Annotated in this window: 16 protein-coding genes and 1 pseudogene; 10 read left to right on the forward strand and 7 right to left on the reverse strand. The window is 64.3% G+C overall.

All coding sequences use genetic code 11. The features are described 5' to 3' along the window. Window positions 1-82: 82 nt before the first annotated feature. The 6 genes from rho to HSX43_RS17350 are packed head-to-tail and all read left to right on the forward strand — an operon-like array spanning window position 83 to window position 6868. Window positions 83-1396, forward strand: a complete 1314-nt coding sequence (rho, locus tag HSX43_RS17325) for a transcription termination factor Rho (protein ID WP_179381397.1) — start codon at window positions 83-85, stop codon at window positions 1394-1396. A 16-nt stretch (window positions 1397-1412) separates the two neighbouring features. Then, window positions 1413-2699 (forward strand): tRNA uridine-5-carboxymethylaminomethyl(34) synthesis GTPase MnmE, encoded by a 1287-nt coding sequence (gene mnmE, locus HSX43_RS17330; protein ID WP_179381398.1) that lies wholly within the window; start codon window positions 1413-1415, stop codon window positions 2697-2699. After that, window positions 2700-4577 (forward strand): tRNA uridine-5-carboxymethylaminomethyl(34) synthesis enzyme MnmG, encoded by a 1878-nt coding sequence (mnmG, locus tag HSX43_RS17335; RefSeq protein ID WP_179381399.1) that lies wholly within the window; start codon window positions 2700-2702, stop codon window positions 4575-4577. Further along, window positions 4574-5182 carry a 16S rRNA (guanine(527)-N(7))-methyltransferase RsmG gene (gene rsmG / locus HSX43_RS17340; protein WP_179381400.1) on the forward strand — a complete coding sequence of 203 codons (609 nt, stop codon included), beginning with the start codon at window positions 4574-4576 and terminating at the stop codon, window positions 5180-5182. Before mnmG ends, rsmG begins: the two co-directional genes overlap by 4 nt. Next, the gene (locus HSX43_RS17345; protein ID WP_179381401.1) at window positions 5179-5967 is read left to right on the forward strand and encodes a ParA family protein; all 789 of its coding nucleotides are present in this window, start codon (window positions 5179-5181) and stop codon (window positions 5965-5967) included. Before rsmG ends, HSX43_RS17345 begins: the two co-directional genes overlap by 4 nt. Further along, window positions 5960-6868 (forward strand): ParB/RepB/Spo0J family partition protein, encoded by a 909-nt coding sequence (locus tag HSX43_RS17350; protein WP_179381402.1) that lies wholly within the window; start codon window positions 5960-5962, stop codon window positions 6866-6868. Before HSX43_RS17345 ends, HSX43_RS17350 begins: the two co-directional genes overlap by 8 nt. Here the strand turns inward: HSX43_RS17350 and hemW are convergent. The 4 genes and pseudogenes from hemW to rph all read right to left on the reverse strand — a co-directional run bounded on the left by hemW (window position 6848) and on the right by rph (window position 9711). Beyond that, a complete protein-coding gene (gene hemW, locus HSX43_RS17355) occupies window positions 6848-8011 on the reverse strand; it encodes a radical SAM family heme chaperone HemW (protein ID WP_328795489.1) in 1164 nt (387 codons plus the stop codon). The genes HSX43_RS17350 and hemW overlap by 21 nt on opposite strands. After that, window positions 8008-8390 (reverse strand): annotated as a pseudogene (locus HSX43_RS17360) (RidA family protein). The gene hemW and the pseudogene HSX43_RS17360 overlap by 4 nt, the downstream one beginning before the upstream one ends. Then, complete coding sequence (locus HSX43_RS17365) at window positions 8387-9001, reverse strand: non-canonical purine NTP pyrophosphatase (RefSeq protein ID WP_179381403.1); 615 nt, start codon at window positions 8999-9001, stop codon at window positions 8387-8389. The pseudogene HSX43_RS17360 and the gene HSX43_RS17365 overlap by 4 nt, the downstream one beginning before the upstream one ends. Beyond that, window positions 8998-9711 carry a ribonuclease PH gene (gene rph / locus HSX43_RS17370; protein ID WP_179381404.1) on the reverse strand — a complete coding sequence of 238 codons (714 nt, stop codon included), beginning with the start codon at window positions 9709-9711 and terminating at the stop codon, window positions 8998-9000. The genes HSX43_RS17365 and rph overlap by 4 nt, the downstream gene beginning before the upstream one ends. A gap of 116 nt (window positions 9712-9827) precedes the next feature. Here rph and hrcA point away from each other — a divergent pair, with 116 nt between their 5' ends. Together hrcA and HSX43_RS17380 are read left to right on the forward strand one after the other, a co-directional pair. Further along, window positions 9828-10892, forward strand: a complete 1065-nt coding sequence (gene hrcA / locus HSX43_RS17375) for a heat-inducible transcriptional repressor HrcA (protein WP_179381405.1) — start codon at window positions 9828-9830, stop codon at window positions 10890-10892. Between the two features lie 15 nt (window positions 10893-10907). Then, window positions 10908-11474 carry a nucleotide exchange factor GrpE gene (locus tag HSX43_RS17380; RefSeq protein WP_179381406.1) on the forward strand — a complete coding sequence of 189 codons (567 nt, stop codon included), beginning with the start codon at window positions 10908-10910 and terminating at the stop codon, window positions 11472-11474. 136 nt (window positions 11475-11610) lie between these two features. Here HSX43_RS17380 and mutS read toward each other — a convergent pair whose 3' ends face one another. Continuing rightward, window positions 11611-14208: a DNA mismatch repair protein MutS gene (gene mutS / locus HSX43_RS17385; RefSeq protein WP_235962719.1), complete on the reverse strand. Its 2598-nt coding sequence runs from the start codon at window positions 14206-14208 to the stop codon at window positions 11611-11613. An 81-nt stretch (window positions 14209-14289) separates the two neighbouring features. Between mutS and HSX43_RS17390 the strand changes: the two genes are divergently transcribed. Next, window positions 14290-16551, forward strand: a complete 2262-nt coding sequence (locus HSX43_RS17390) for an NADP-dependent malic enzyme (protein ID WP_179381407.1) — start codon at window positions 14290-14292, stop codon at window positions 16549-16551. A 424-nt stretch (window positions 16552-16975) separates the two neighbouring features. Here HSX43_RS17390 and dnaJ read toward each other — a convergent pair whose 3' ends face one another. Both dnaJ and dnaK read right to left on the reverse strand, forming a co-directional pair. After that, complete coding sequence (gene dnaJ / locus HSX43_RS17395; protein WP_179381408.1) at window positions 16976-18133, reverse strand: molecular chaperone DnaJ; 1158 nt, start codon at window positions 18131-18133, stop codon at window positions 16976-16978. A gap of 62 nt (window positions 18134-18195) precedes the next feature. Continuing rightward, a complete protein-coding gene (gene dnaK / locus HSX43_RS17400) occupies window positions 18196-20115 on the reverse strand; it encodes a molecular chaperone DnaK (RefSeq protein WP_179381409.1) in 1920 nt (639 codons plus the stop codon). Between the two features lie 165 nt (window positions 20116-20280). Between dnaK and HSX43_RS17405 the strand changes: the two genes are divergently transcribed. Next, on the forward strand, window positions 20281-20892 hold the full coding sequence (locus HSX43_RS17405; RefSeq protein WP_268884089.1) for an alpha-ketoglutarate-dependent dioxygenase AlkB family protein: 612 nt from the start codon (window positions 20281-20283) through the stop codon (window positions 20890-20892). Window positions 20893-20921: the final 29 nt, after the last annotated feature.

A 20921-nucleotide genomic window follows, 5' to 3' on the forward strand; every position in this document is an offset into this window, starting at 1 on the left:
CCGAAGGCCGGTTTTCGAAATTCCAGTTGTGACCGCGATCCCGGGGAGGGGCCGCGCCGCTTCCCCGTAGGAGTGCATCCAGATGCGTGATGAAACGACACCCGAGACCGAGGCCGTGAACGACGACGTGCCCGGTCAGCTCAACCTCCGTGATCTCAAGGCGATGTCGCCCAAGGCGCTTGTCGACATGGCCGAAGAGCTCGAAATCGAGAACGCCTCGACCATGCGCAAGGGCGAGATGATGTTCTCGATCCTGCGGGAGCGTGCGGACGAAGGCTGGGAGATTTCGGGCGAAGGCGTGCTCGAGGTGCTGCAGGACGGCTTCGGCTTCCTGCGCTCGCCCGAGGCGAACTACCTCTCCGGGCCCGACGACATCTATGTCTCGCCCGAGGTCATCCGCCAGCACTCGCTGCGCACCGGTGACACTGTGGACGGTATCATACAGGCCCCGGACGACAACGAGCGCTACTTCGCGCTCACCAAGGTCACGGAGATCAACTTCAACGATCCGGAGATGGCCAAGCACAAGGTCAGCTTCGACAACCTGACGCCGCTCTACCCGGATGAACGCTTCAAGATGGAGATCGAGGATCCCACCATCAAGGATCGTTCCGCCCGGATCATCGACCTCGTCGCGCCGATCGGTAAGGGCCAGCGCAGCCTGATCGTGGCTCCGCCGCGGACGGGTAAGACGGTGCTTCTCCAGAATATCGCCAAGTCGATCGAAACGAACCACCCGGACTGCTATCTCATGGTCCTGCTGATCGACGAACGGCCCGAGGAAGTCACCGACATGCAGCGATCGGTGAAGGGTGAGGTCGTCTCCTCTACTTTCGACGAACCGCCCACCCGACATGTCGCCGTTGCCGAGATGGTCATCGAGAAGGCCAAGCGCCTGGTGGAGCACAAGCGGGATGTCGTCATCCTTCTCGACTCGATCACGCGCCTCGGCCGGGCCTACAACACCGTCGTGCCGTCGTCGGGCAAGGTTCTGACCGGGGGTGTGGACGCCAACGCGCTCCAGCGTCCGAAACGCTTCTTCGGTGCCGCGCGCAATATCGAGGAAGGTGGGTCGCTCACGATCATCGCGACGGCTCTGATCGATACGGGCAGTCGGATGGACGAGGTGATCTTCGAAGAGTTCAAGGGCACCGGTAACAGCGAGATCGTGCTCGACCGCAAGGTGGCCGACAAGCGCGTCTTCCCGGCCATGGATATCCTGAAGTCCGGCACGCGTAAGGAGGATCTGCTGGTCGATCCGAAGAACCTTCAGAAGACTTTCGTGCTGCGCCGGATCCTGAACCCGATGGGGACGACCGATGCAATCGAGTTCCTGATCGGGAAGCTGAAGCAGACGAAGACGAACTCCGATTTCTTCGACTCGATGAATTCCTGATCGCGGAGGCACCGGGGTGGAGGAGACGATCTTTGCCCTGGCGACCGCGCAGGGAAAGGCCGGCGTAGCTGTCGTCCGGATTTCGGGACCGCAGGCGGTAGATGTGCTCGAGGCACTCGGTGCGCGGCCACCGGACCCGCGGTGCAGCCGCGTCTCCGTTCTGCGAGACGCCGCCGGCGAGATGCTGGATCAGGCGCTCGTGCTGGCTTTTGCAGAAGGCGCGAGCTTCACCGGCGAGTCGGTGATCGAACTGCACCTGCATGGCAGTATCGCGGTCGTGCGCGCTGTGCTTACCGCGATTTCCGACACCGGGCTCGCGCGTCTGGCCGAACCGGGAGAGTTTACCCGTCGTGCCCTTCTGAACGGACGGCTGACCTACGCCGAGGTTCAGGGACTCGGTGACGTGATCGATGCGGAAACGGAAGGGCAGCGTCGACATGCGATGCGTGTCCTGTCGGGCGAAGTCGGCGATCGCATCGGTGCCTGGCGACGCAAATTGATCCGTGCGACGGCGCTGGTGGAGGCGACGATCGACTTCGCGGACGAGGAGGTGCCGGAAACGGTCGACGAGGAAGTCATCGAGTTGATCTCTACGGTTCGTGCCGAGCTCGTGGAGGAGATCCGGGCAGTTTCGGGCGTGGCGCGCCTGAAGTCCGGCTTCGAGGTTGCCTTGGTCGGGGCTCCGAATGCCGGGAAATCGTCATTGCTCAACGCATTGACCCGAAGCGAGGCCGCGATCGTGACGGACGTGGCAGGTACGACAAGAGATATCATTGAAGTTCGTTTTGAAATCAATGGTTTACTTGTAGTTTTCATAGATACCGCGGGTCTTCGACCGACTGAAGACATGGTGGAGTCGATTGGCATCGCCCGAGCTCTCGAACGGGGAGAGCGAGCGGATCTTCGCATTCTTCTGCACGAGGAAGATCGTGCGCCGCCTTGGCCATTCGAGAAAGGCAAGGACGATTTCGAGCTTCGGACGAAAGGGGATCTCTACGGAGATGAAGACGCGATTTCGGTCGTCACGCGAGCTGGCTTGGAAACCTTGCTGGAGCGTATCGGGGGTATTCTTGGAGGTCGGGTCTCAGACACGGGACTGATTTCTCGGGAAAGGGACCGTCTGGCGTTAACGGAGGCAGAGGTCCGTTTGAGCGAGGTGCTGTCGCAGTTCGATGTGCTTGAAACGGACATTCTGGCGCACAAGCTTCGCGAAGCGATCGCCGCCTTACAGGCTGTAATCGGCGGGGTTGATATTGAGCAGGTTTTGGACGAAGTGTTCTCTTCTTTCTGTTTGGGCAAATAGGTGTTTCACGTGAAACATTCGCAGTTTGACATTGTCGTCGTTGGTGGCGGTCACGCGGGTTGCGAGGCGGCACATGCAGCGTGGCGTATGGGTGCGTCGGTTGCACTGGTGACATTCCGGCGGGACGATCTTGGGGTGATGTCGTGTAACCCGGCGATGGGCGGATTGGGGAAAGGTCATCTCGTTCGAGAGATCGATGCGCTCGATGGTTTGATGGGGCGCGTCGCCGATAAGTCGGCAATCCAGTTTCGCTTGCTCAATCGTAGGAAGGGGCCAGCGGTTCAGGGCCCCCGAGTGCAGGCGGATCGTGTCTTGTATCGGCAAGCAATGCAGGCTGAATTCGATGCCGCCGAGGGCCTGACAATTATCCAGGGTGAGGTAGTCGACCTCTGCTCCGGGACAGATGGTGAAATCTCCGGCGTCTGCCTTGGTGACGGAACAGATATTCACGCCGGTGCTGTGATCCTGACATCCGGAACCTTTCTACGCGGATTGATGCATATCGGTGAGCAAAAAACGGTTGGTGGGCGCATGGATGCTGCGGCATCGACGCGGCTTGCTGACCGCGTTCGTGATCTGGGTGTCTGTATCGGTCGCCTGAAGACGGGGACGCCTCCGCGACTGCGGCGCAAATCGATCCGGTGGAACGATTTGGAGCAACAGCATGGCGATGAAACGCCTACATTGTTTTCTTTCCTCCACACAAAACCCTTTGCACCTCAAACCTCTTGCGCCATCACGCACACAAACGAGCGGACCCATGAGATAATTCGTGCAAATCTGGAACGTTCCGCAATGTACGGTGGAATGATCGAAGGAACCGGCCCGCGATACTGTCCATCCATTGAGGACAAAGTGGTCCGGTTTGCTGAGAAACCATCTCACCAAATCTTTCTCGAGCCAGAGAGCCTCTCGACCGATCTGATCTATCCGAACGGTATTTCGACTTCGCTTCCTGCTGATGTGCAGGAAGACTATGTCCGTTCGATCGCGGGCTTGGAAAACGCCGAAATCGCTCAGCTGGGTTACGCAATCGAATACGACTATGTCGATCCACGCAGTCTGACATCGGCTTTGGCGGTCAAAGGATGTCGCGGATTGTACCTTGCGGGTCAGATCAACGGGACGACAGGCTACGAAGAAGCCGGTGCCCAGGGCCTCGTTGCCGCTCTCAACGCCGTGCGTTTCGTTCGAGACGAAGACGCATGTCATTTCTCGCGGACGGAGAGCTATATCGGGGTCTTGATCGACGATCTGGTGACGCGCGGCGTTACGGAGCCATATCGTATGTTCACGTCTCGTGCGGAGTATCGTTTGTTTCTGCGCGCCGACAATGCCGACAGCCGGTTGACGGAAACGGGGATCGGCCTTGGGTGCGTAGGAAATGTCCGACGGACCGCCTATCGTAGAAAGCAGGATCAACTTTCAACGACGCGGCAGCGGCTGACCGCACATGCCGTGCCCCTTCGCAATCTTGCACTGCAGGGCGTCAAGATCCGTCCGGATGGCCCGGCAATCTCCGTACTTGATGCCCTGCGGTTGGCAGATGTCGACTATGATGTTTTGAGCAAGGCGGGCTGCCTTGAAGCAGCGACGGAAAAATGGGTTGTCGAACAACTCAAACGCGATGCGACCTACGAGATCTATGCCGAGCGGCAACGACGTGAAATTGAGAAGGTGAAGGCCAACGAGGCCTTGGTGATCCCGTCAGACTTCGATTTTTCGCAGGTTGAGGGCCTTTCGAACGAGATCCGTATAAAATTGAGCAAAGCTCAACCCGAGACGCTCGCACATGCGGGGCGGATGGAAGGTATCACGCCTGCAGCGATCGTTCTGCTTCTTGCGCATCTCAAGTCTTCCCCACGGAAATCTGCGTGAACCGCTCCGACATTGCACGGCATGTTTCACGTGAAACATTGGCGGTCTTTGACGGCATTGAGTTGTTGGTGAGAAAGTGGACTCCCAAGATCAATATCGTGTCCCGCAAGACGCTCGAAACCTTTTGGCAGCATCATATCTCCGATGGCCTTGCTCTGGTTCAGCAGATCGGGTCAGCACGAAGCTGGGTCGATATGGGTAGCGGCGGTGGCTTTCCCGGTCTTGTTGTCGCCGCCTTGGTAGGGAGCGAGACCTCCGTCACGCTGATCGAAAGCGACGCGCGGAAATGTGCATTTCTCAAAACGGCTCGTCGTGAGCTCGCACTGAACTGCGAGATTGTTCATGGCCGGATCGAAGATGTTACCCCCAGACACTCCGACATCGTCAGTGCCCGCGCCCTTGCAGCTCTGCCCGCGCTCCTCAGTCTTGGTTCGCGTCACGGTCACGGGGAAACGACCTATCTTTACCCCAAGGGTGTGAACTGGGCCGAAGAAGAGATGGAAGCGCGTCGGGATTGGGACTATGAATTAGATGTGATCGAACGGACTACTGACAGTGGGTCCGTGATTCTCAAGATCACCAAGCTAAGAAAAGTTCGAGCATGAGATCCAAGATCATCAGTCTTGCCAATCAGAAGGGCGGCGTCGGAAAGACCACCACTGCGATCAATCTCGGCGCGGCGCTTGCGGTCCGTGGCGAGCAGGTTCTCGTGGTTGATCTCGACCCGCAGGGAAACGCGTCGACCGGCCTCGGCGTGTCCAAGGGCACGCGCACCCAGAGCACTTACGACCTGTTGCTTGGAGACGCCGCGCCGAGCGATATCGCGCACAAGACCGACGTCGACGGTCTCTATATCATTCCCGCCACCATGGACCTCAGTTCTGCCGACGCCGAGCTGATGAGCAGCGCGCGGCGGGTGATGCATCTTCGGAACGCGCTCCGGCTGCGAAGCGCGCCCTATTCCTACATCCTGATCGACTGCCCGCCATCACTTAACCTACTGACAGTAAACGCTTTTGTTGCATCGGATACGGTTCTCGTTCCGCTCCAGGCGGAGTTCTTCGCGCTTGAAGGTCTGTCCCAACTGCTTCTCACCGTGCGGGAAGTTCGGTCGACGGCAAATGCGGACCTGCGCCTCGAGGGCATCGTCCTCACCATGTTCGATCGCCGCAACAACCTCTGCCAGCAGGTCGAGGAAGACGCCCGCGAGAACCTCGGGGATCTCGTCTTCGAAACCAAGATTCCCCGGAACGTTCGGCTGAGCGAGGCCCCGAGCTATGCCATGCCGGTCCTCAACTACGACCCAACGTCGCGCGGCGCGATTGCCTACCGCAGCCTGGCCGCCGAGCTTCTCCAGCGTAACGAACAGAAACAGGTCTCCCATGTCTGACGCTCCACCAAAGCGCGCGATGCGACGCGGCCTGTCCGCCCTTATGGCCGACGTCGGCGTTTCCGCCACCGACATGTCCACCGCGCCGACGCCGGATCGCACGTTGCCGATCGAGAAGATCCGGCCGAATCCGGATCAGCCGCGCCGCACCTTCGACGAGGATCACCTCTCGGATCTTGCTGCGTCGATCGCGCAGAAGGGTATTCTGCAGCCACTCATCGTCCGGCCCGATCCGGGCGCGGCCGGCGAGTTTCAGATCGTCGCCGGCGAACGCCGCTGGCGCGCGGCGCAGCGCGCCGGTCTGCATGAGGTGCCAGTCATCCAGCGCGAGCTCGACGACACCGAGGTTCTGGAGATCGCGATCATCGAAAACATCCAGCGCGCTGATCTGAACGCCATCGAGGAGGCACTCGGCTTTCGGCAGCTCATGGAGCGGTTCGGTCATACGCAGGAGCAGTTGAGCAGCGTCCTGGGCAAATCGCGCAGCCACGTCGCCAACCTGATGCGCCTTTTGAAACTGCCCGAAGCCGTGCAGGACATGCTGCGTCAGGGTGCGCTTTCTGCGGGTCATGCCCGGGCCCTCATCAACGCACCGGACCCGGTTGCGCTGGCCCGGCGGGTGGTGTCGGCCGGCCTCTCCGTGCGGGAAACGGAGCGCCTCGCCAAGGCCACGACCGAAGGTACGGCATCGCCGGGCAAGTCGGGCCGTGCTGGGGCCGCGCCGGAGAAGGACGCCGATACGCGTGCGCTCGAGGGCGACCTTTCCGCAAGTCTCGGCCTCTCGGTTCAGATCAACCATGCAGCCGGGGACGAGGGCGGGCATCTCTCGATCCGCTACAGGTCGCTCGACGACCTCGATCGCCTGTGCGAGTTGCTCTCGTCAGGGCTCGATCGGGGATAGCTCGGCCAGGATCGCGTCGAGAAGCAGCGCACCCGCCTCCGTCGTCCGAAGCCGGTCGCCGGATGTCGAGACCATGCCAAGCTCAACCATCCTGCCCAGGCTCGAGGCGTCGACGTCACCGCCCAGACGCCGGAGTCGGCCGAGGTCTATACCGTCGCGCGTCCGTAGCCCCATCAGAAGGTATTCCTCGGCAACTTCCGCCGGCGGCAGCGCGTCCTCGCTCTCGGTGCCGCTTCCGGTTGTCTCGTTTCGGTCGAGCCAGGTGCCCGGGGCGCGATGTGCGACGGTCGCAAGGCGCGCCGTGCCGAAGGACAGACGCCCGTGTGCCCCCGGTCCGACCCCGAGCCAGTCACCGCCGCGCCAATAGATCAGATTGTGCCGCGCCTCTGTACCCGGTCGCGCGTGGTTCGACGTCTCGTAGCGCGTCAGACCGGCGGCGGCGCAGAGATCCTGCGTGATGTTCCAGAGGTCGACGGCGCGGTCCTCGTCCGGCAGGCCCCGCAGCTTCCCCACGGCGGCGCGACGGGCGAAGACGGTCCCGGGCTCTATCGTCAGCTGATAGAGCGACAGATGCTCCCCGGCGAGGTCGAGCGCCTGTCGCAACTCGGTCTCCCAAGCCTTCGCGGTCTGATCCTGACGCGCGTAGATCAGGTCGAAAGACACGCGATCGACGACCGATTTCGACACTTCGAGCGCCGCAAGCCCCTCGCGGACGTCGTGTTGTCGACCGAGCCGGCGCAGGGCCCCGTCGTCGAGGGCCTGTAGCCCGAGCGAGAGCCGATTGACGCCCGCATCGGCAAAGGCGGCGAAGCGATCCGCCTCGACCGACGTGGGGTTTGCCTCCATCGTGACTTCAAGGTCGTTGGCCGGCGTCCAGAGGCCGCGCGCCGCTTCGATCACGGCGGCCAAGGTCTCGGGGGCCATCATCGAGGGGGTGCCCCCGCCGAAGAAGATCGTCGAAAGCCGCCGACCCGGGGTTCGCTCGGCCCAGTATCGCAGGTCGCGCTGAAGCGCCGTGGCCCAGCGGGCGTGGTCCACGCGATCCGAGACGTGGCTGTTGAAGTCGCAATAGGGGCACTTCGCCGCGCAGAACGGCCAATGCACATAGAGGCCGAATCCGGCCTCCTGCCAGTTTTCGGTCACGTCCCCCGGAATGCCGTGACCTCCAGCTCATAGAGCATTTCGGGTTTCATCAATCCTCCACGATCATCGTCGCGGCCGGGCGGATCTGACCGAGATTGGTCTCTAAGACGGGCAAAAGCGCGTCTACGTGTCCCCGATCGCTCACAAGATGCGTAACCCGCGCGATATGTTCCATCCCGAAGCCGGCCTCGCTCAGCACACCCGTGAGCGTGTCGAAGCAGTTCTGCGCCTGCGCGGCGATCCCCTCGGGTAGCTCCATCGTCGCATAGTCGTAACCGGTGATCCCGGCTACGAAGCACCAGTCGCCCTGCACCACGGCGCGGGAGTATCCGGCCGCCGCCTCGAAGGGCGACCCGGTGGAGATGAGCCGCCGGGTCATGCCGAACCCTCGAAGCAGGCCCGCATCTTCTCAAGCGCGACGGCGCGGTGGCTGATGGCGTTCTTCTCTGCCGGGTCCATCTCGGCGAAGGTGCGCTCGTATCCGTCGGGTTGGAACATCGGGTCGTAGCCGTGCCCCGTCTCCCCCCTGATCGGCCAGACGAGCCGCCCGGCGACATGACCCTCGAACACCTCCTCGTGCCCGTCGGGCCACATCAAGAGGAGCGTCGCGCAAAACCGCGCGCGCCGTGGCTCGGGGGCATTTCGGGCTTCAAGCGCATCCCAGGCACGCGTCATCGCCTGCAGGAAATCACGGCCATCGGGCGTCTCGGCCCAATCGGCGGTATGGACGCCAGGCTGCCCGTCGAGCGCCTCGATCTCGATGCCGGAATCGTCGGCAAGCGCCGGTAGACCCGTCGCGGCGACGGCCGCCCGCGCCTTGATGCGGGCGTTGCCGGCGAAAGTCTCCTCCGTCTCCTCCGGTTCCGGCAAGTCGAAGTCCCGGTTCGACCGGCAGGTGATGCCATAGGGTGCGAGCAGGGCGCGGAACTCGTCGAGCTTGCCCAGGTTGTGGGTCGCGATCAGGAGTTCCTTGCCCTCAAACCGCCTCACGCGACGGCGGCCTTCTGCGCGGCGACGAGCTCGGAGACGCCCTTCTCGGCCAGCGCCATCAGCTCCGCAAATTGATCCTTGGAGAAGGTCGCGCCCTCCGCGCTCGCCTGCAGCTCGATCATCTGGCCCGCGCCGGTCATCACGAAGTTGCCGTCCGTCCCGGCTTCCGAGTCCTCCGGGTAGTCGAGGTCGAGCACCGACTGGCCGGCGTAAACACCGCAGGAGACGGCGGCGACGTGATCGAGGATCGGGTCGCTCGTCAGGTCGCCCGCCTTCAGCAGCTTGTTCACGGCGAGCCGCAGTGCGACCCAGCCGCCCGTGATCGACGCGCAGCGGGTGCCACCGTCGGCCTGGATCACGTCGCAATCGACGGTGATCTGCCGCTCGCCCATCGCCTGCCGGTCGATTCCTGCGCGCAGGGACCGTCCGATGAGGCGCTGGATCTCCTGCGTGCGGCCCGATTGCTTGCCGGCGGCGGATTCGCGCCGCATCCGCGAGGTCGTCGCGCGCGGCAGCATACCATATTCGGCTGTGACCCAACCCTGCCCGGTGTTGCGCAGGAACGGCGGCACCCGCTCCTCCAGCGAAGCGGTGCAGAGGACGTGGGTATTGCCGCAGCGGATCATGCAGGACCCTTCGGCATGCATCGTCACGTTGGTCTCGATGGATATGTCGCGCATCTGGTCCAGTGCGCGTCCCGAAGGTCGCATGTGTCTCTCCCGTCTCATGATTGCCCCCGACATGCCTCTGGCCCTGCCCCCATGCAACCCCCCGATTGACGCTGCCCCGGCGGTTGCATACATCCCAAACGCCCCCCGGAGGTCCGATGCCCGACAACGCGCAGATCCTGGCCGAGATGAACGACCGCTCCCGCGAAGTCTTTCGGCGGGTGGTGGAGGGCTATCTGGGCACCGGTGATCCGGTCGGCAGCCGGACGCTGACGCGGAGCATGTCCGAGAAGGTCTCTGCGGCCACCATCCGCAACGTGATGCAGGATCTGGAGTATCTGGGCCTCCTCGCCGCACCGCACGTCAGCGCGGGCCGCATCCCGACGCAGGCGGGGCTGCGCATGTTCGTCGACGGGCTGCTCGAGGCGCAGCTCGGTGATGAGGACCGGGATCGCATCGAGGCGACCGTCGGTTCCTCCGAGGATGACGTGACCGCGATGATGGACCGCGTCGGCAGCGCCCTCTCGGGTATCACGCAGGGCGCGTCGCTCGTGCTCGCCCCGAAGCGCGAGGCGCCGATCAAGCACATCGAGTTCGTCTCGCTCGCCGCGGACCGCGCGCTCGTCGTGCTGGTCTTTGCGGACGGTCACGTCGAGAACCGCGTCTTCGTGCCGCCCGAGGGCCAGACGCCCAGCGCCATGCGAGAGGCGGCCAACCTGCTGAACGCGATGATCGAGGGGCGCACGATCTCTGACCTGCAGGACTTGATGACGAAGGAGGTCGCCGCCCGACGTCAGGAGATCGACACGCTGGCGCACGACCTGATCGAAAAGGGCCTCGCCGTCTGGGAAGATGCGGGCGAGTGGTCGGAGCGCCTGATCGTGCGCGGGCGCTCGCATCTCCTGGGTCAGAGCGGCGACGCGGAGCAGCTCGACCGCATCCGCACCCTCTTCGACGACCTGGAGCGCAAGCGCGACATCGCCGAGTTCCTCTCGCTCACAGAGGAAGGCGAGGGCGTGCGGATCTTCATCGGATCCGAGAACAAACTCTTCTCACTTTCCGGTTCATCTTTGGTGGTTTCTCCCTATATGAACGCGGATCGAAAAATCGTGGGTGCGGTCGGCGTGATCGGCCCCACGCGGCTCAACTACGGTCGGATCGTTCCGATCGTCGACTACACGGCACAACTGGTCGGGCGAATGCTCGCCGCGCCCAAAGGATAGAAGACAGAGGGATTTATGGCCGAACCGAAGGACGAGTCGTTCCTCGACGACCCCGAGATGCTGGAAGAGGATTTCGATCTCGATGCCGCGATGGAGGAAGAGCCGGACGAGGCTCCGAAATCCGGGCGCGCGGCGATGGAGGCGGTCGTCGCGGAACGCGATGAGATGCGCGACCGACTGATGCGGTCGCTCGCCGAGGCGGAAAACGTGCGCAAGCGTGCCGCCCGCGACCGGGTGGAGGCCGAGCAATACGGCGGCTCCAAACTCGCGCGCGATCTGCTGCCGGTCTACGATAACCTGCGCCGGGCACTCGACGCCGCGGGCGAGGCCAACGACGGCGTGATCGAGGGCGTGAAGCTGACGCTGAAGGAGATCCTCACCGTCTTCAACAAGCACGGCATCACGCTCGTCGCGCCTGAGATCGGCGACAAGTTCGACCCGCAGCTGCATCAGGCGATGTTCGAGGCCCCCCTGCCCGATACCAAGGCCGGCGAGATCATCCAGGTCGCCGCCGAGGGCTTCAAGCTGCACGACCGCCTGCTGCGCCCCGCACAGGTCGGCGTCTCCTCGAACCCGGGCTGATCCCCCCGTCACCCTCTGGCCCGACCCGAGGGTCTCTTGCGACGCGTCATCCTCGGACTTGATCCGAGGATCCCCAAGCCACTTTCATCGCCGGGTCAGGCCCGGCGATGACGCATGAAAGGGACGAATACAGTCCCTAAACAAGCCCTTTCAGCTCATAGACCAGCTCCAATGCCGCCTTCGGCGTCAGCTCATCCGGCAACACATCGCGCAGTTTCTCCTCGGCGGCGCTCGGCTTGTGTGGTGCTGTTGCCGGCGGGGGCGTGGCGGCAAAGAGCGGCAGGTCGTCGATGATCGCCTTCGGTTTCGCTCCGCCCTCCCGCTCGCCGGCTTCGAGCGCATCGAGCACGTCGCGCGCCCGCGCCACGACCGCTTCGGGCAGGCCGGCGAGTTTCGCGACCTGCACGCCGTAGGATCTATCTGCCGCCCCCTCCCGAACCTCGTGCAGGAAGATCACCTCGCCCTCCCACTCGCGCACCGCGACGGTGGCGTTTTCCACGCCCGAGAGCTTGGCGGAAAGCGCCGTCATCTCATGGTAATGCGTGGCGAAGAGCGCGCGGCAGCGGTTGACGTCGTGAAGGTGTTCGAGCGTCGCCCAGGCGATGCTGAGCCCGTCGTAGGTGGCCGTGCCGCGCCCGATCTCGTCGAGGATGACGAAACTGCGGTCGTCGGCCTGATTGAGGATCGCGGCCGTCTCCACCATCTCGACCATGAAGGTCGATCGCCCGCGCGCCAGATCGTCCGAGGCGCCCACGCGACTGAAAAGCTGGCTGACGATCCCGATGTGGGCAGCGTCTGCGGGCACGAAACTGCCCATCTGCGCAAGCACCGCGATTAGCGCGTTCTGCCGGAGCCAGGTCGATTTACCTGCCATGTTCGGCCCGGTCAGAAGCCGGATCGCCGCGCCGTCGTCGGCGCTCAGCATCGCGTCGTTCGCCACGAAGGGCGCGCCATCGCGCTTGAGCGCGCGTTCGACGACCGGGTGTCGCCCGGCACTCACCTCGAAGGCGCGGCTGCCGTCGACGCGGGGCCGCACCCAGCCCTCGCCCCGTGCGAGATCGGCGAGCGCGGTTGTCACGTCGAGTTCGGCGAGCGTGCGCGCCGCCGAGAAGATGGCGTCGGATTGCGTAAGAATGGCCTGACGCAAGTCACCGAAGAACCGGTCTTCGATGGCCTGCGCGCGACCGCCCGCATTGAGGATCTTCGTCTCTAATTCGGACAATTCGACGGTCGTGAAGCGCACCTGGTTCGCCGTCGTCTGCCGGTGGATGAAGCGGTCGTCGGCGCGCATCTTCTCCGCGTGGGTGGCCGTCGTCTCCACGAAGTAGCCGAGCACGTTGTTGTGCTTCACCTTGAGCGAGCCGATGCCCGTCGCCTCGACGTAATCCTTCTGCAGCCCGGCGATGACGCCGCGCCCCTCGTCCCGCAGCTTGCGCGCCTCATCGAGATCGGCGTCGAAGCCGGGAGCGATGACACCCCCGTCGCGCAGCATCAGGGGTGGCTCGGGGACAAGCGCGCGGTCGAGCAGGTCGAGCAGCGCCTCCTGCCCGATGAGATCGGTGATGTCGAGCGGCAGATCAGTCTCTGACAAACGGGAAAACAGCGTCTCGCCCGTCCGCAACCCGCCGCGCACGGCGGCCAGATCGCGCGGCCCGCCCCGCTCGAGCGACAGGCGGGAGAGCGCGCGGTCCATGTCCGGTGCGCGGCGCAGTGCCTCGCGGATCTCGGCGGTCAGGGCGTCGTTCTCCACCGCCCAGCTCACGCCGTCGAGCCGCGCGCGGATCAACCCCTCCCGCGTCGAGGGGGCCGAGACACGCCGCTCCAGCAGGCGACCGCCGCCTGCCGTGACCGTTCGGTCGATGGCGAGCAAGAGAGAGCCGTCGCGCCCGCCCGTAGCCCCATGCGTCAATTCGAGGTTGCGGCGCGTCGCGGCGTCGATCGCCATGAGATCAGACGCTGCCTCGCGCCGGGGCGGGCGCATCAGCGGCAGCTTTCCGCGCTGCGTGATCTCCACGTATTCGACGAGGGCACCCATCGCGCCTAATTCCGCGCGGTCGAAACTGCCGAACGCATCCAGCGAGCCGACCGCGAACAGCCCTTTCAACCGGCTTTCGGCCGCGTTCGAATCGAAGGCGCTGCGCCCGAGCGGGGTGATCGACGTGCCGAGGTCTGCGGTGATCTCGGTGCCATCCTCACCCTCTGCCAGAACCAGCTCGCGCACGCCGAGACGCGCGAGGTCGGGCGAGAGGCGCACGCGCGGGCAAGCGGCGACGTGAAACGCGCCGGTCGAAATGTCGGCCCAGGCGAGCGCCCCCTGCCCCCGCACCTCGCAGAAGGCGGCGAGGTAGTTGTGCGCACGTGCGTCGAGCAACGTATCCTCTGTGAGCGTGCCCGGCGTGACGAGCCGCACGATCCCGCGTTTGACGACCGACTTGGAGCCGCGCTTCTTGGCCTCCTCCGGGGCTTCCAGCTGCTCGGCGACGGCAACGCGAAATCCCTTTCGGATCAACGTCATCAGGTAGTTCTCGGCCGCGTGCACGGGCACGCCGCACATGGCGATATCCTCGCCCAGGTGCTTGCCCCGCTTGGTGAGCGCGATGTCGAGCGCGGCGGCGGCGGCGACGGCATCGTCGAAGAACAGCTCGTAGAAATCGCCCATCCGGTAGAACAGCAGGGCGTCCGGCGCCTCGGCCTTGATCTCCAGATACTGGGCCATCATCGGCGTGACGGACATGAAACCCCCGGGTGTTCGCGCTAGCACCCTATCGCCCCCGCAAACCGCCCGCTACACCATCCCGACGTGAGGGAGGACATCATGGCCGGACGCAGCAAGATCACCGACGCAGAGGCGCTCGCATACCATCTGGAGCCGCGGCCCGGGAAGATCGAGATCAGCGCCTCGACCGCCATGGCGACGCAGCGCGACCTGTCGCTGGCCTACTCGCCCGGCGTGGCCGTCCCCTGCGAGGCGATCGCCGCCGACCCGGCCACGGCCTACGACTATACGACCAAGGGCAACCTCGTTGCCGTCATCTCCAACGGGACGGCGGTTCTGGGCCTCGGCAACCTCGGCGCGCTGGCCTCGAAACCGGTGATGGAGGGCAAGGCGGTGCTCTTCAAGCGCTTCGCCGACGTCAATTCCATCGACATCGAACTCGACACCGAGGACGTGGACGCCTTCGTCGCCGCCGTGAAGCTGATGGGCCCCAGCTTCGGGGGCATCAACCTCGAGGACATCAAGGCCCCCGAGTGCTTCATGATCGAAAGCCGGCTGAAGGAGGAGATGGACATTCCCGTCTTCCACGACGACCAGCACGGTACGGCGGTTATCTGCGCCGCCGGCCTCATCAATGCGCTGCATATCTCGGGCAAGGCCATCGAGGATGTGAAGATCGTACTGAACGGGGCCGGGGCGGCGGGGATCGCCTGTATCGAACTTCTGAAGTCGATGGGCGCGAAGCACGAGAACTGCATCACCTGCGACACAAAGGGCGTCATCTACCAGGGCCGGACCGAGGGAATGAACCAGTGGAAGTCGGCCCACGCCGTCAAGACGGAGCTGCGCACGCTGGAGGAGGCGATGGTCGGGGCCGACGTCTTCCTCGGGGTGTCGGCGAAGGGGGCGGTGACGCCCGAAATGGTCTCTAATATGGCGGAAAACCCGGTGATCTTCGCCATGGCGAACCCCGATCCGGAGATCACGCCGGAAGAGGCGCACGAGGTCCGTGCCGATGCCATCGTCGCCACGGGGCGGTCGGATTATCCTAACCAGGTCAACAACGTCCTCGGCTTTCCCTATCTCTTCCGCGGCGCGCTCGACATCCATGCGCGCGCCATCAACGACGAGATGAAGATCGCCTGTGCCGAGGCACTGGCCGAACTTGCGCGGGAAGACGTGCCAGATGAGGTCGCGGTCGCCTACGGGCGCAAATTGTCCTTTGGTAGAGACTATATCATCCCGACGCCCTTCGACCCGCGGCTCATTCACGTTGTCCCGCCGGCAGTCGCCAAGGCGGGGATGGACACGGGCGTCGCGCGGCGGCCGATCGTCGATATGCCGGGCTATGCCGATGCGTTGGCCGCGCGGATGGATCCGACGGCGAGCATCGTACAGGGCATCTCCGCACGGGCGAGGCAGGCGCAGGCGCGGATGATCTTCGCCGAGGGCGACGACCCGCGCGTCCTGCGCGCCGCCGTCGCCTATCAGCGGAACGGTTATGGCAAGGCGCTGGTCATCGGGCGCGACGACGACGTGCGCGCCAAGCTGGAGGCGGCGGGTCTGGCCGACGCCACGCGGGAGCTGGAGGTCGTGAACGCGGCCAACACGCGGCATCTCGATCAATACAAGAGCTTCCTCTACGAGCGGCTGCAGCGGCAGGGCTACGATCAGCAGGACGTGCACCGCCTCGCCTCGCGCGACCGGCATGTCTTCGCCGCGCTGATGCTGGCGCATGAGCATGGCGACGGGCTGGTAACGGGGGCCACGCGCAAGTCGGCCCATGCGATCCGCCTGCTCGACCATGTGTTCGACATCCAGCGTAACAAGGAGGCAGTGGGCATCACCGCGCTCCTGCACCGGGGTCGGATCGTGTTGATCGGCGATACGCTGGTGAACGAATGGCCCGAGGAGGAAGACCTCGCCACCATCGCCGAGGCCGGCGCGCGCGTGGCGCGGGCGCTCGGGCTGGAGCCGCGCGTGGCCTTCGTCAGCTTCTCGACCTTCGGCTACCCGGTCTCGGAACGGGCCGAAAAAATGCACCAGGCCCCCGCCGTGCTGGAAGCGCGCGGAGCGGACTTCGAGTTCGAGGGCGAGATGACCGTCGACGTCGCGCTCAACAGTGACATCGCGGCGCAATACCCGTTCTCCCGCTTGACGGGGCCGGCAAACGTGCTCGTCGTGCCGGCGCGGCATTCCGCTTCGATCTCGGTCAAGCTGATGCAGGAGATGGCGGGGGCCACGGTGATCGGCCCGATCCTGACGGGCATCGACCGCCCGGTGCAGATCGCCTCGACCGGCTCGACCTCCTCCGACATCCTGAACATGGCGCTGCTCGCCGCGTGCTGGGTCGGCGGCTAGGCCTACCACTCTTGGTGGTACGTTTCAGTAGAATACCAAATTGTAGTGTGACTCTCTTGACTCAGCGTTATCTGCGGAGTCACGCTACAAGAGGGACTAGGTCCGACTCCACGAGATTTCCCGTCAGGTGGAGCCGGTACTAGGGACCCAGCAACCGTGGCCGCTCTGGTCTTCTAGGCAACTCCACTGTGAATCAACGGTGGAATCGGTGTCAAGAGCGGTCCAAACGTAAGGAGCCAGTATGGCTAAACGGACCCCGTGGCACTCTGTCAAACAGAGTGTTCACCACGACAATACCGCTTGCACTGAGGGCAACAACATCGAGCGCGAGAACATACGTTCTGGCACCGGTGGGAAGCCGAAGTGCGCTCACTGCCAGCGGTTAAGCTAAAGACGACAGGGGGCACTAAGTTGCCCCCTGATTTCATTGGGTCATGCCGTCCCAGAAACCCTTGACCTTACGAAAGAAACTGTCGCCCTGCGGATTGTTGTCGGCGTCGATCTTCTCGAACTCGCGCAGGATTTCCTTCTGCCGGCTGGTCAGGTTGACGGGCGTTTCGATCGCAAGCTCGATCATCATGTCGCCCACACCGCCGCCGCGCAGGGCGGGCATCCCCTTGCCGCGCAGGCGCATCTGCCGGCCCGTCTGCGACCCGGCGGGCACCTTTACGCGGGAGCGGCCGCCGTCGATCGTGGGTACCTCGACCTCGCCGCCGAGCGCGGCCGTCGTCATCGACACGGGGACCGCGCAATAGAGGCTGGTCGCGTCGCGCTCGAAGATCGGATGGGTTTCCACCTCGATGAAGATATAGAGATCGCCCGTCGGCCCGCCGCGCAGGCCGGCTTCGCCCTCGCCCGAAAGGCGGATGCGCGTGCCCGTCTCGACCCCAGCGGGGATGTTGACCGACAGCTGGCGCTCCTTCTCGACCCGGCCGCCACCGCCGCAGGTCTTGCAGGGGTTCTTGATGATCTGCCCGGCCCCATTGCAGGTCGGACAGGCCCGCTCGACGGTGAAGAAACCCTGCTGCGCGCGCACCTTGCCCATGCCCGAACACGTCGGGCAGGTCGCGGGCTCCGATGCCCCCTCGGTGCCCTTGCCGTCACAGGTGCCGCATTTCACGGCCGTCGGCACGTTGATCGTCTTCTGCTGGCCGGCGAAGGCCTCCTCCAGCGAGATGCGCATGTTGTAGCGCAGGTCGGAGCCGCGTGTGGCGCGACTGCGCACGCCGCCACGGCCGCCCGGCTGACCGCCCATGAAGTCGCCGAAGAGATCCTCGAAGACGTCCGAGAAGGCCGAGGCGAAGTCGCCCTGCCCGCCCTGCGGTCGGCGCGGACCGCCGCCACCGCCCATGCCGCCCTCGAAGGCGGCGTGGCCGAAGCGGTCGTAGGCGGCTTTCTTCTCGGCATCCTTCAGGACGTCGTAGGCCTCGTTGGCTTCCTTGAACTGGGCTTCGGCGTTCGGATTGTCGGCGTTGCGGTCGGGGTGCAACTCCTTGGCCTTCTTGCGGTAGGCCTTCTTGATCTCGTCCGCGCTGGCCCCCTTCGAGACACCCAGCGTCTCGTAGTAGTCACGTTTCGCCATCATACAAACTCCAACGAAAAGACCGGCCCGCGGGGGCCGGTCTCGTTGTCCTTAACCGAGGCTCAGGCCCGCTTCTCGTCGTCGAGATCCTCGAAGTCGGCATCGACGATCTCGTCGTCGTCGCCCTGCGCGGGGCCGTCTGTCGGGTCGATATCGTCACCACCCTGCCCCTCTTCGGCCGACGCCTTGTAGATCGCCTCGCCGAGGCGCATCGCGGCTTCCTGCACGTTCTGGATCGCGGATTTGATCTTGCCGGCGTCCTCGCTCTCCATCGATTCCTCGAGGGCGGAGACGGCCAGTTCGATCGCCTCGACGGTGGACGGGTCGACCTTGTCGCTGTGCTCCTCGAGCGACTTCTTCGTGGAGTGCACGAGGCTTTCCGCCTGGTTGCGCGCCTCGACGAGCTCGCGACGGCCCTTGTCGGCCTCGGCGTTTGCCTCGGCGTCCTTCACCATCTGTTCGATGTCCTCGTCCGAGAGACCGCCCGACGCCTGGATAGTGATCGTCTGCTCCTTGCCGGTGCCCTTGTCCTTGGCGCCGACCGACACGATGCCATTGGCGTCGATGTCGAAAGTCACCTCGATCTGGGGCATGCCGCGCGGCGCGGGCGGAATGTCTTCCAGGTTGAACTGACCGAGCATCTTATTGTCCGCGGCCATTTCGCGCTCGCCCTGGAACACCCGGATCGTCACGGCGTTCTGGTTGTCCTCGGCGGTGGAGAAGACCTGGGCCTTCTTCGTCGGGATAGTGGTATTGCGGTCGATGAGGCGGGTGAACACGCCGCCCAGCGTCTCGATGCCGAGCGAAAGCGGCGTGACGTCGAGCAGGACCACGTCCTTGACGTCGCCTTGCAGGACACCGGCCTGAATGGCGGCTCCCATCGCGACGACCTCATCGGGGTTCACGCCCTTGTGGGGCTCCTTGCCGAAGAACTTGGTCACTTCCTCGACGACCTTGGGCATGCGGGTCATGCCGCCGACCAAGACGACCTCGTCGATCTCGTTTGCGGAGATGCCGGCGTCCTTCAGGGCTTCCTTGCAGGGCTTGATCGACGCCTTGATGAGGTCGCCCACCAGGCTTTCGAGCTTCGCACGGGTCAGCTTCATGACCATGTGCAGCGGCTGGCCGTTGGAGCCCATGGAGATGAACGGCTGGTTGATCTCGGTCTGCTGGCTGGACGACAGCTCGATCTTGGCCTTCTCGGCAGCTTCCTTCAGGCGCTGCAGGGCCATCTTGTCCTGCGTCAGGTCGGTGCCGTGCTCCTTTTTGAACTCCTCGGCGAGGTAGTTCACGATGCGCATGTCGAAGTCTTCACCGCCGAGGAAGGTGTCGCCGTTGGTCGACTTCACCTCGAAGAGGCCGTCGTCGATCTCGAGGATGGTCACGTCGAAGGTACCGCCACCGAGGTCGTAGACGGCGATGGTCTTCGTTTCCTTCTTGTCGAGACCGTAGGCCAGCGCGGCGGCCGTCGGCTCGTTGATGATGCGCAGCACTTCGAGGCCGGCGATCTTGCCGGCATCCTTGGTGGCCTGACGCTGTGCGTCGTTGAAGTAGGCGGGCACGGTGATGACGGCCTGCGTCACTTCCTCGCCGAGGTAGCTCTCGGCGGTTTCCTTCATCTTCTGCAGGATCAGCGCGCTGACCTGGCTGGGGGAGTACTTCTCGCCGCGCACCTCGACCCAGGCATCGCCGTTGCCACCGGCGACGACGTTGAAGGGAAGGTTCTTCTTGTCCTTGGCGAGATCCTCGTCCTCGAACCGGCGGCCGATGAGGCGCTTGGCCCCGAAGACGGTGTTCTCGGGGTTCGTGACGGCCTGGCGCTTGGCGGGCTGGCCGACCAGCTTCTCGTCTTCGGTGTAGCCGACGATCGACGGCGTCGTGCGCGCGCCTTCCGCGTTCTCGATGACGCGGGGGGTCGACCCGTCCATGATGGCGACGCAGGAGTTCGTGGTCCCGAGGTCGATGCCGATGACTTTTGCCATGTCGAATGGTCCTCTCTTGGCGATGGCGCGAACCCGGGCCCTCTCAGGCGCCCCGGCTCTCATCCCAGGTTGAATGCAATGCAGGCCGGTCAAGATACCGGTCCGCGGATCACGGGGTATATAAGGAGGGGGTTTTGGGGTCGCAAGGACGTGAAGGGGGCGAATTTGACCGAAACGGCAGGGCGCGATCTGCGCGGTATCCGCGTCTACGACGGCTGGCTCGACCCGGCGCGGCAGGCCGCGATGGTCGGGGAGATCCGGGCCATCGCCCGCGCCGCCCCCTTCGTGCAGCCGGTGACGCGCTTCGGCAAGCCGCTCTCGGTGCGAATGACTTCCGCCGGAACATGCGGCTGGGTCAGCGACCGGCGCGGCTACCGCTATGCGGCGCGGCACCCTTCGGGCGTGGCCTGGCCGCCGATCCCCGCCGGGGTGCGGGCCGTCTGGGACGCGCTGGTGCCGGAGGCGCGCGCGCCCGAATGCTGCCTCGTCAACTGGTACGGACCTGAGGCGCGGATGGGTATGCACGTCGATCGGGACGAGGCCGATTTCGACCAGCCCGTCGTCTCGATCAGCCTCGGCGACGATGCGCTCTTCCGCGTCGGCAACGCGGAACGGGGCGGGCGGACGCAGAGCACCTGGCTGCGCTCGGGCGATGTGCTGGTTATGGGTGGTGCAGCGCGGCTCCTGGCACATTCTAAACTGGGTTGCGACAAATCCCCTATCTTGCTGAAAAGCAAGGAGAACGGACATGGCCCACACAGAGCTGGATTTGCGTGAGAGACGCGCAATCGAAGACATGCTGAATG

This window comes from Jannaschia marina, assembly GCF_013404595.1.
GTDB lineage: Bacteria > Pseudomonadota > Alphaproteobacteria > Rhodobacterales > Rhodobacteraceae > Jannaschia > Jannaschia marina.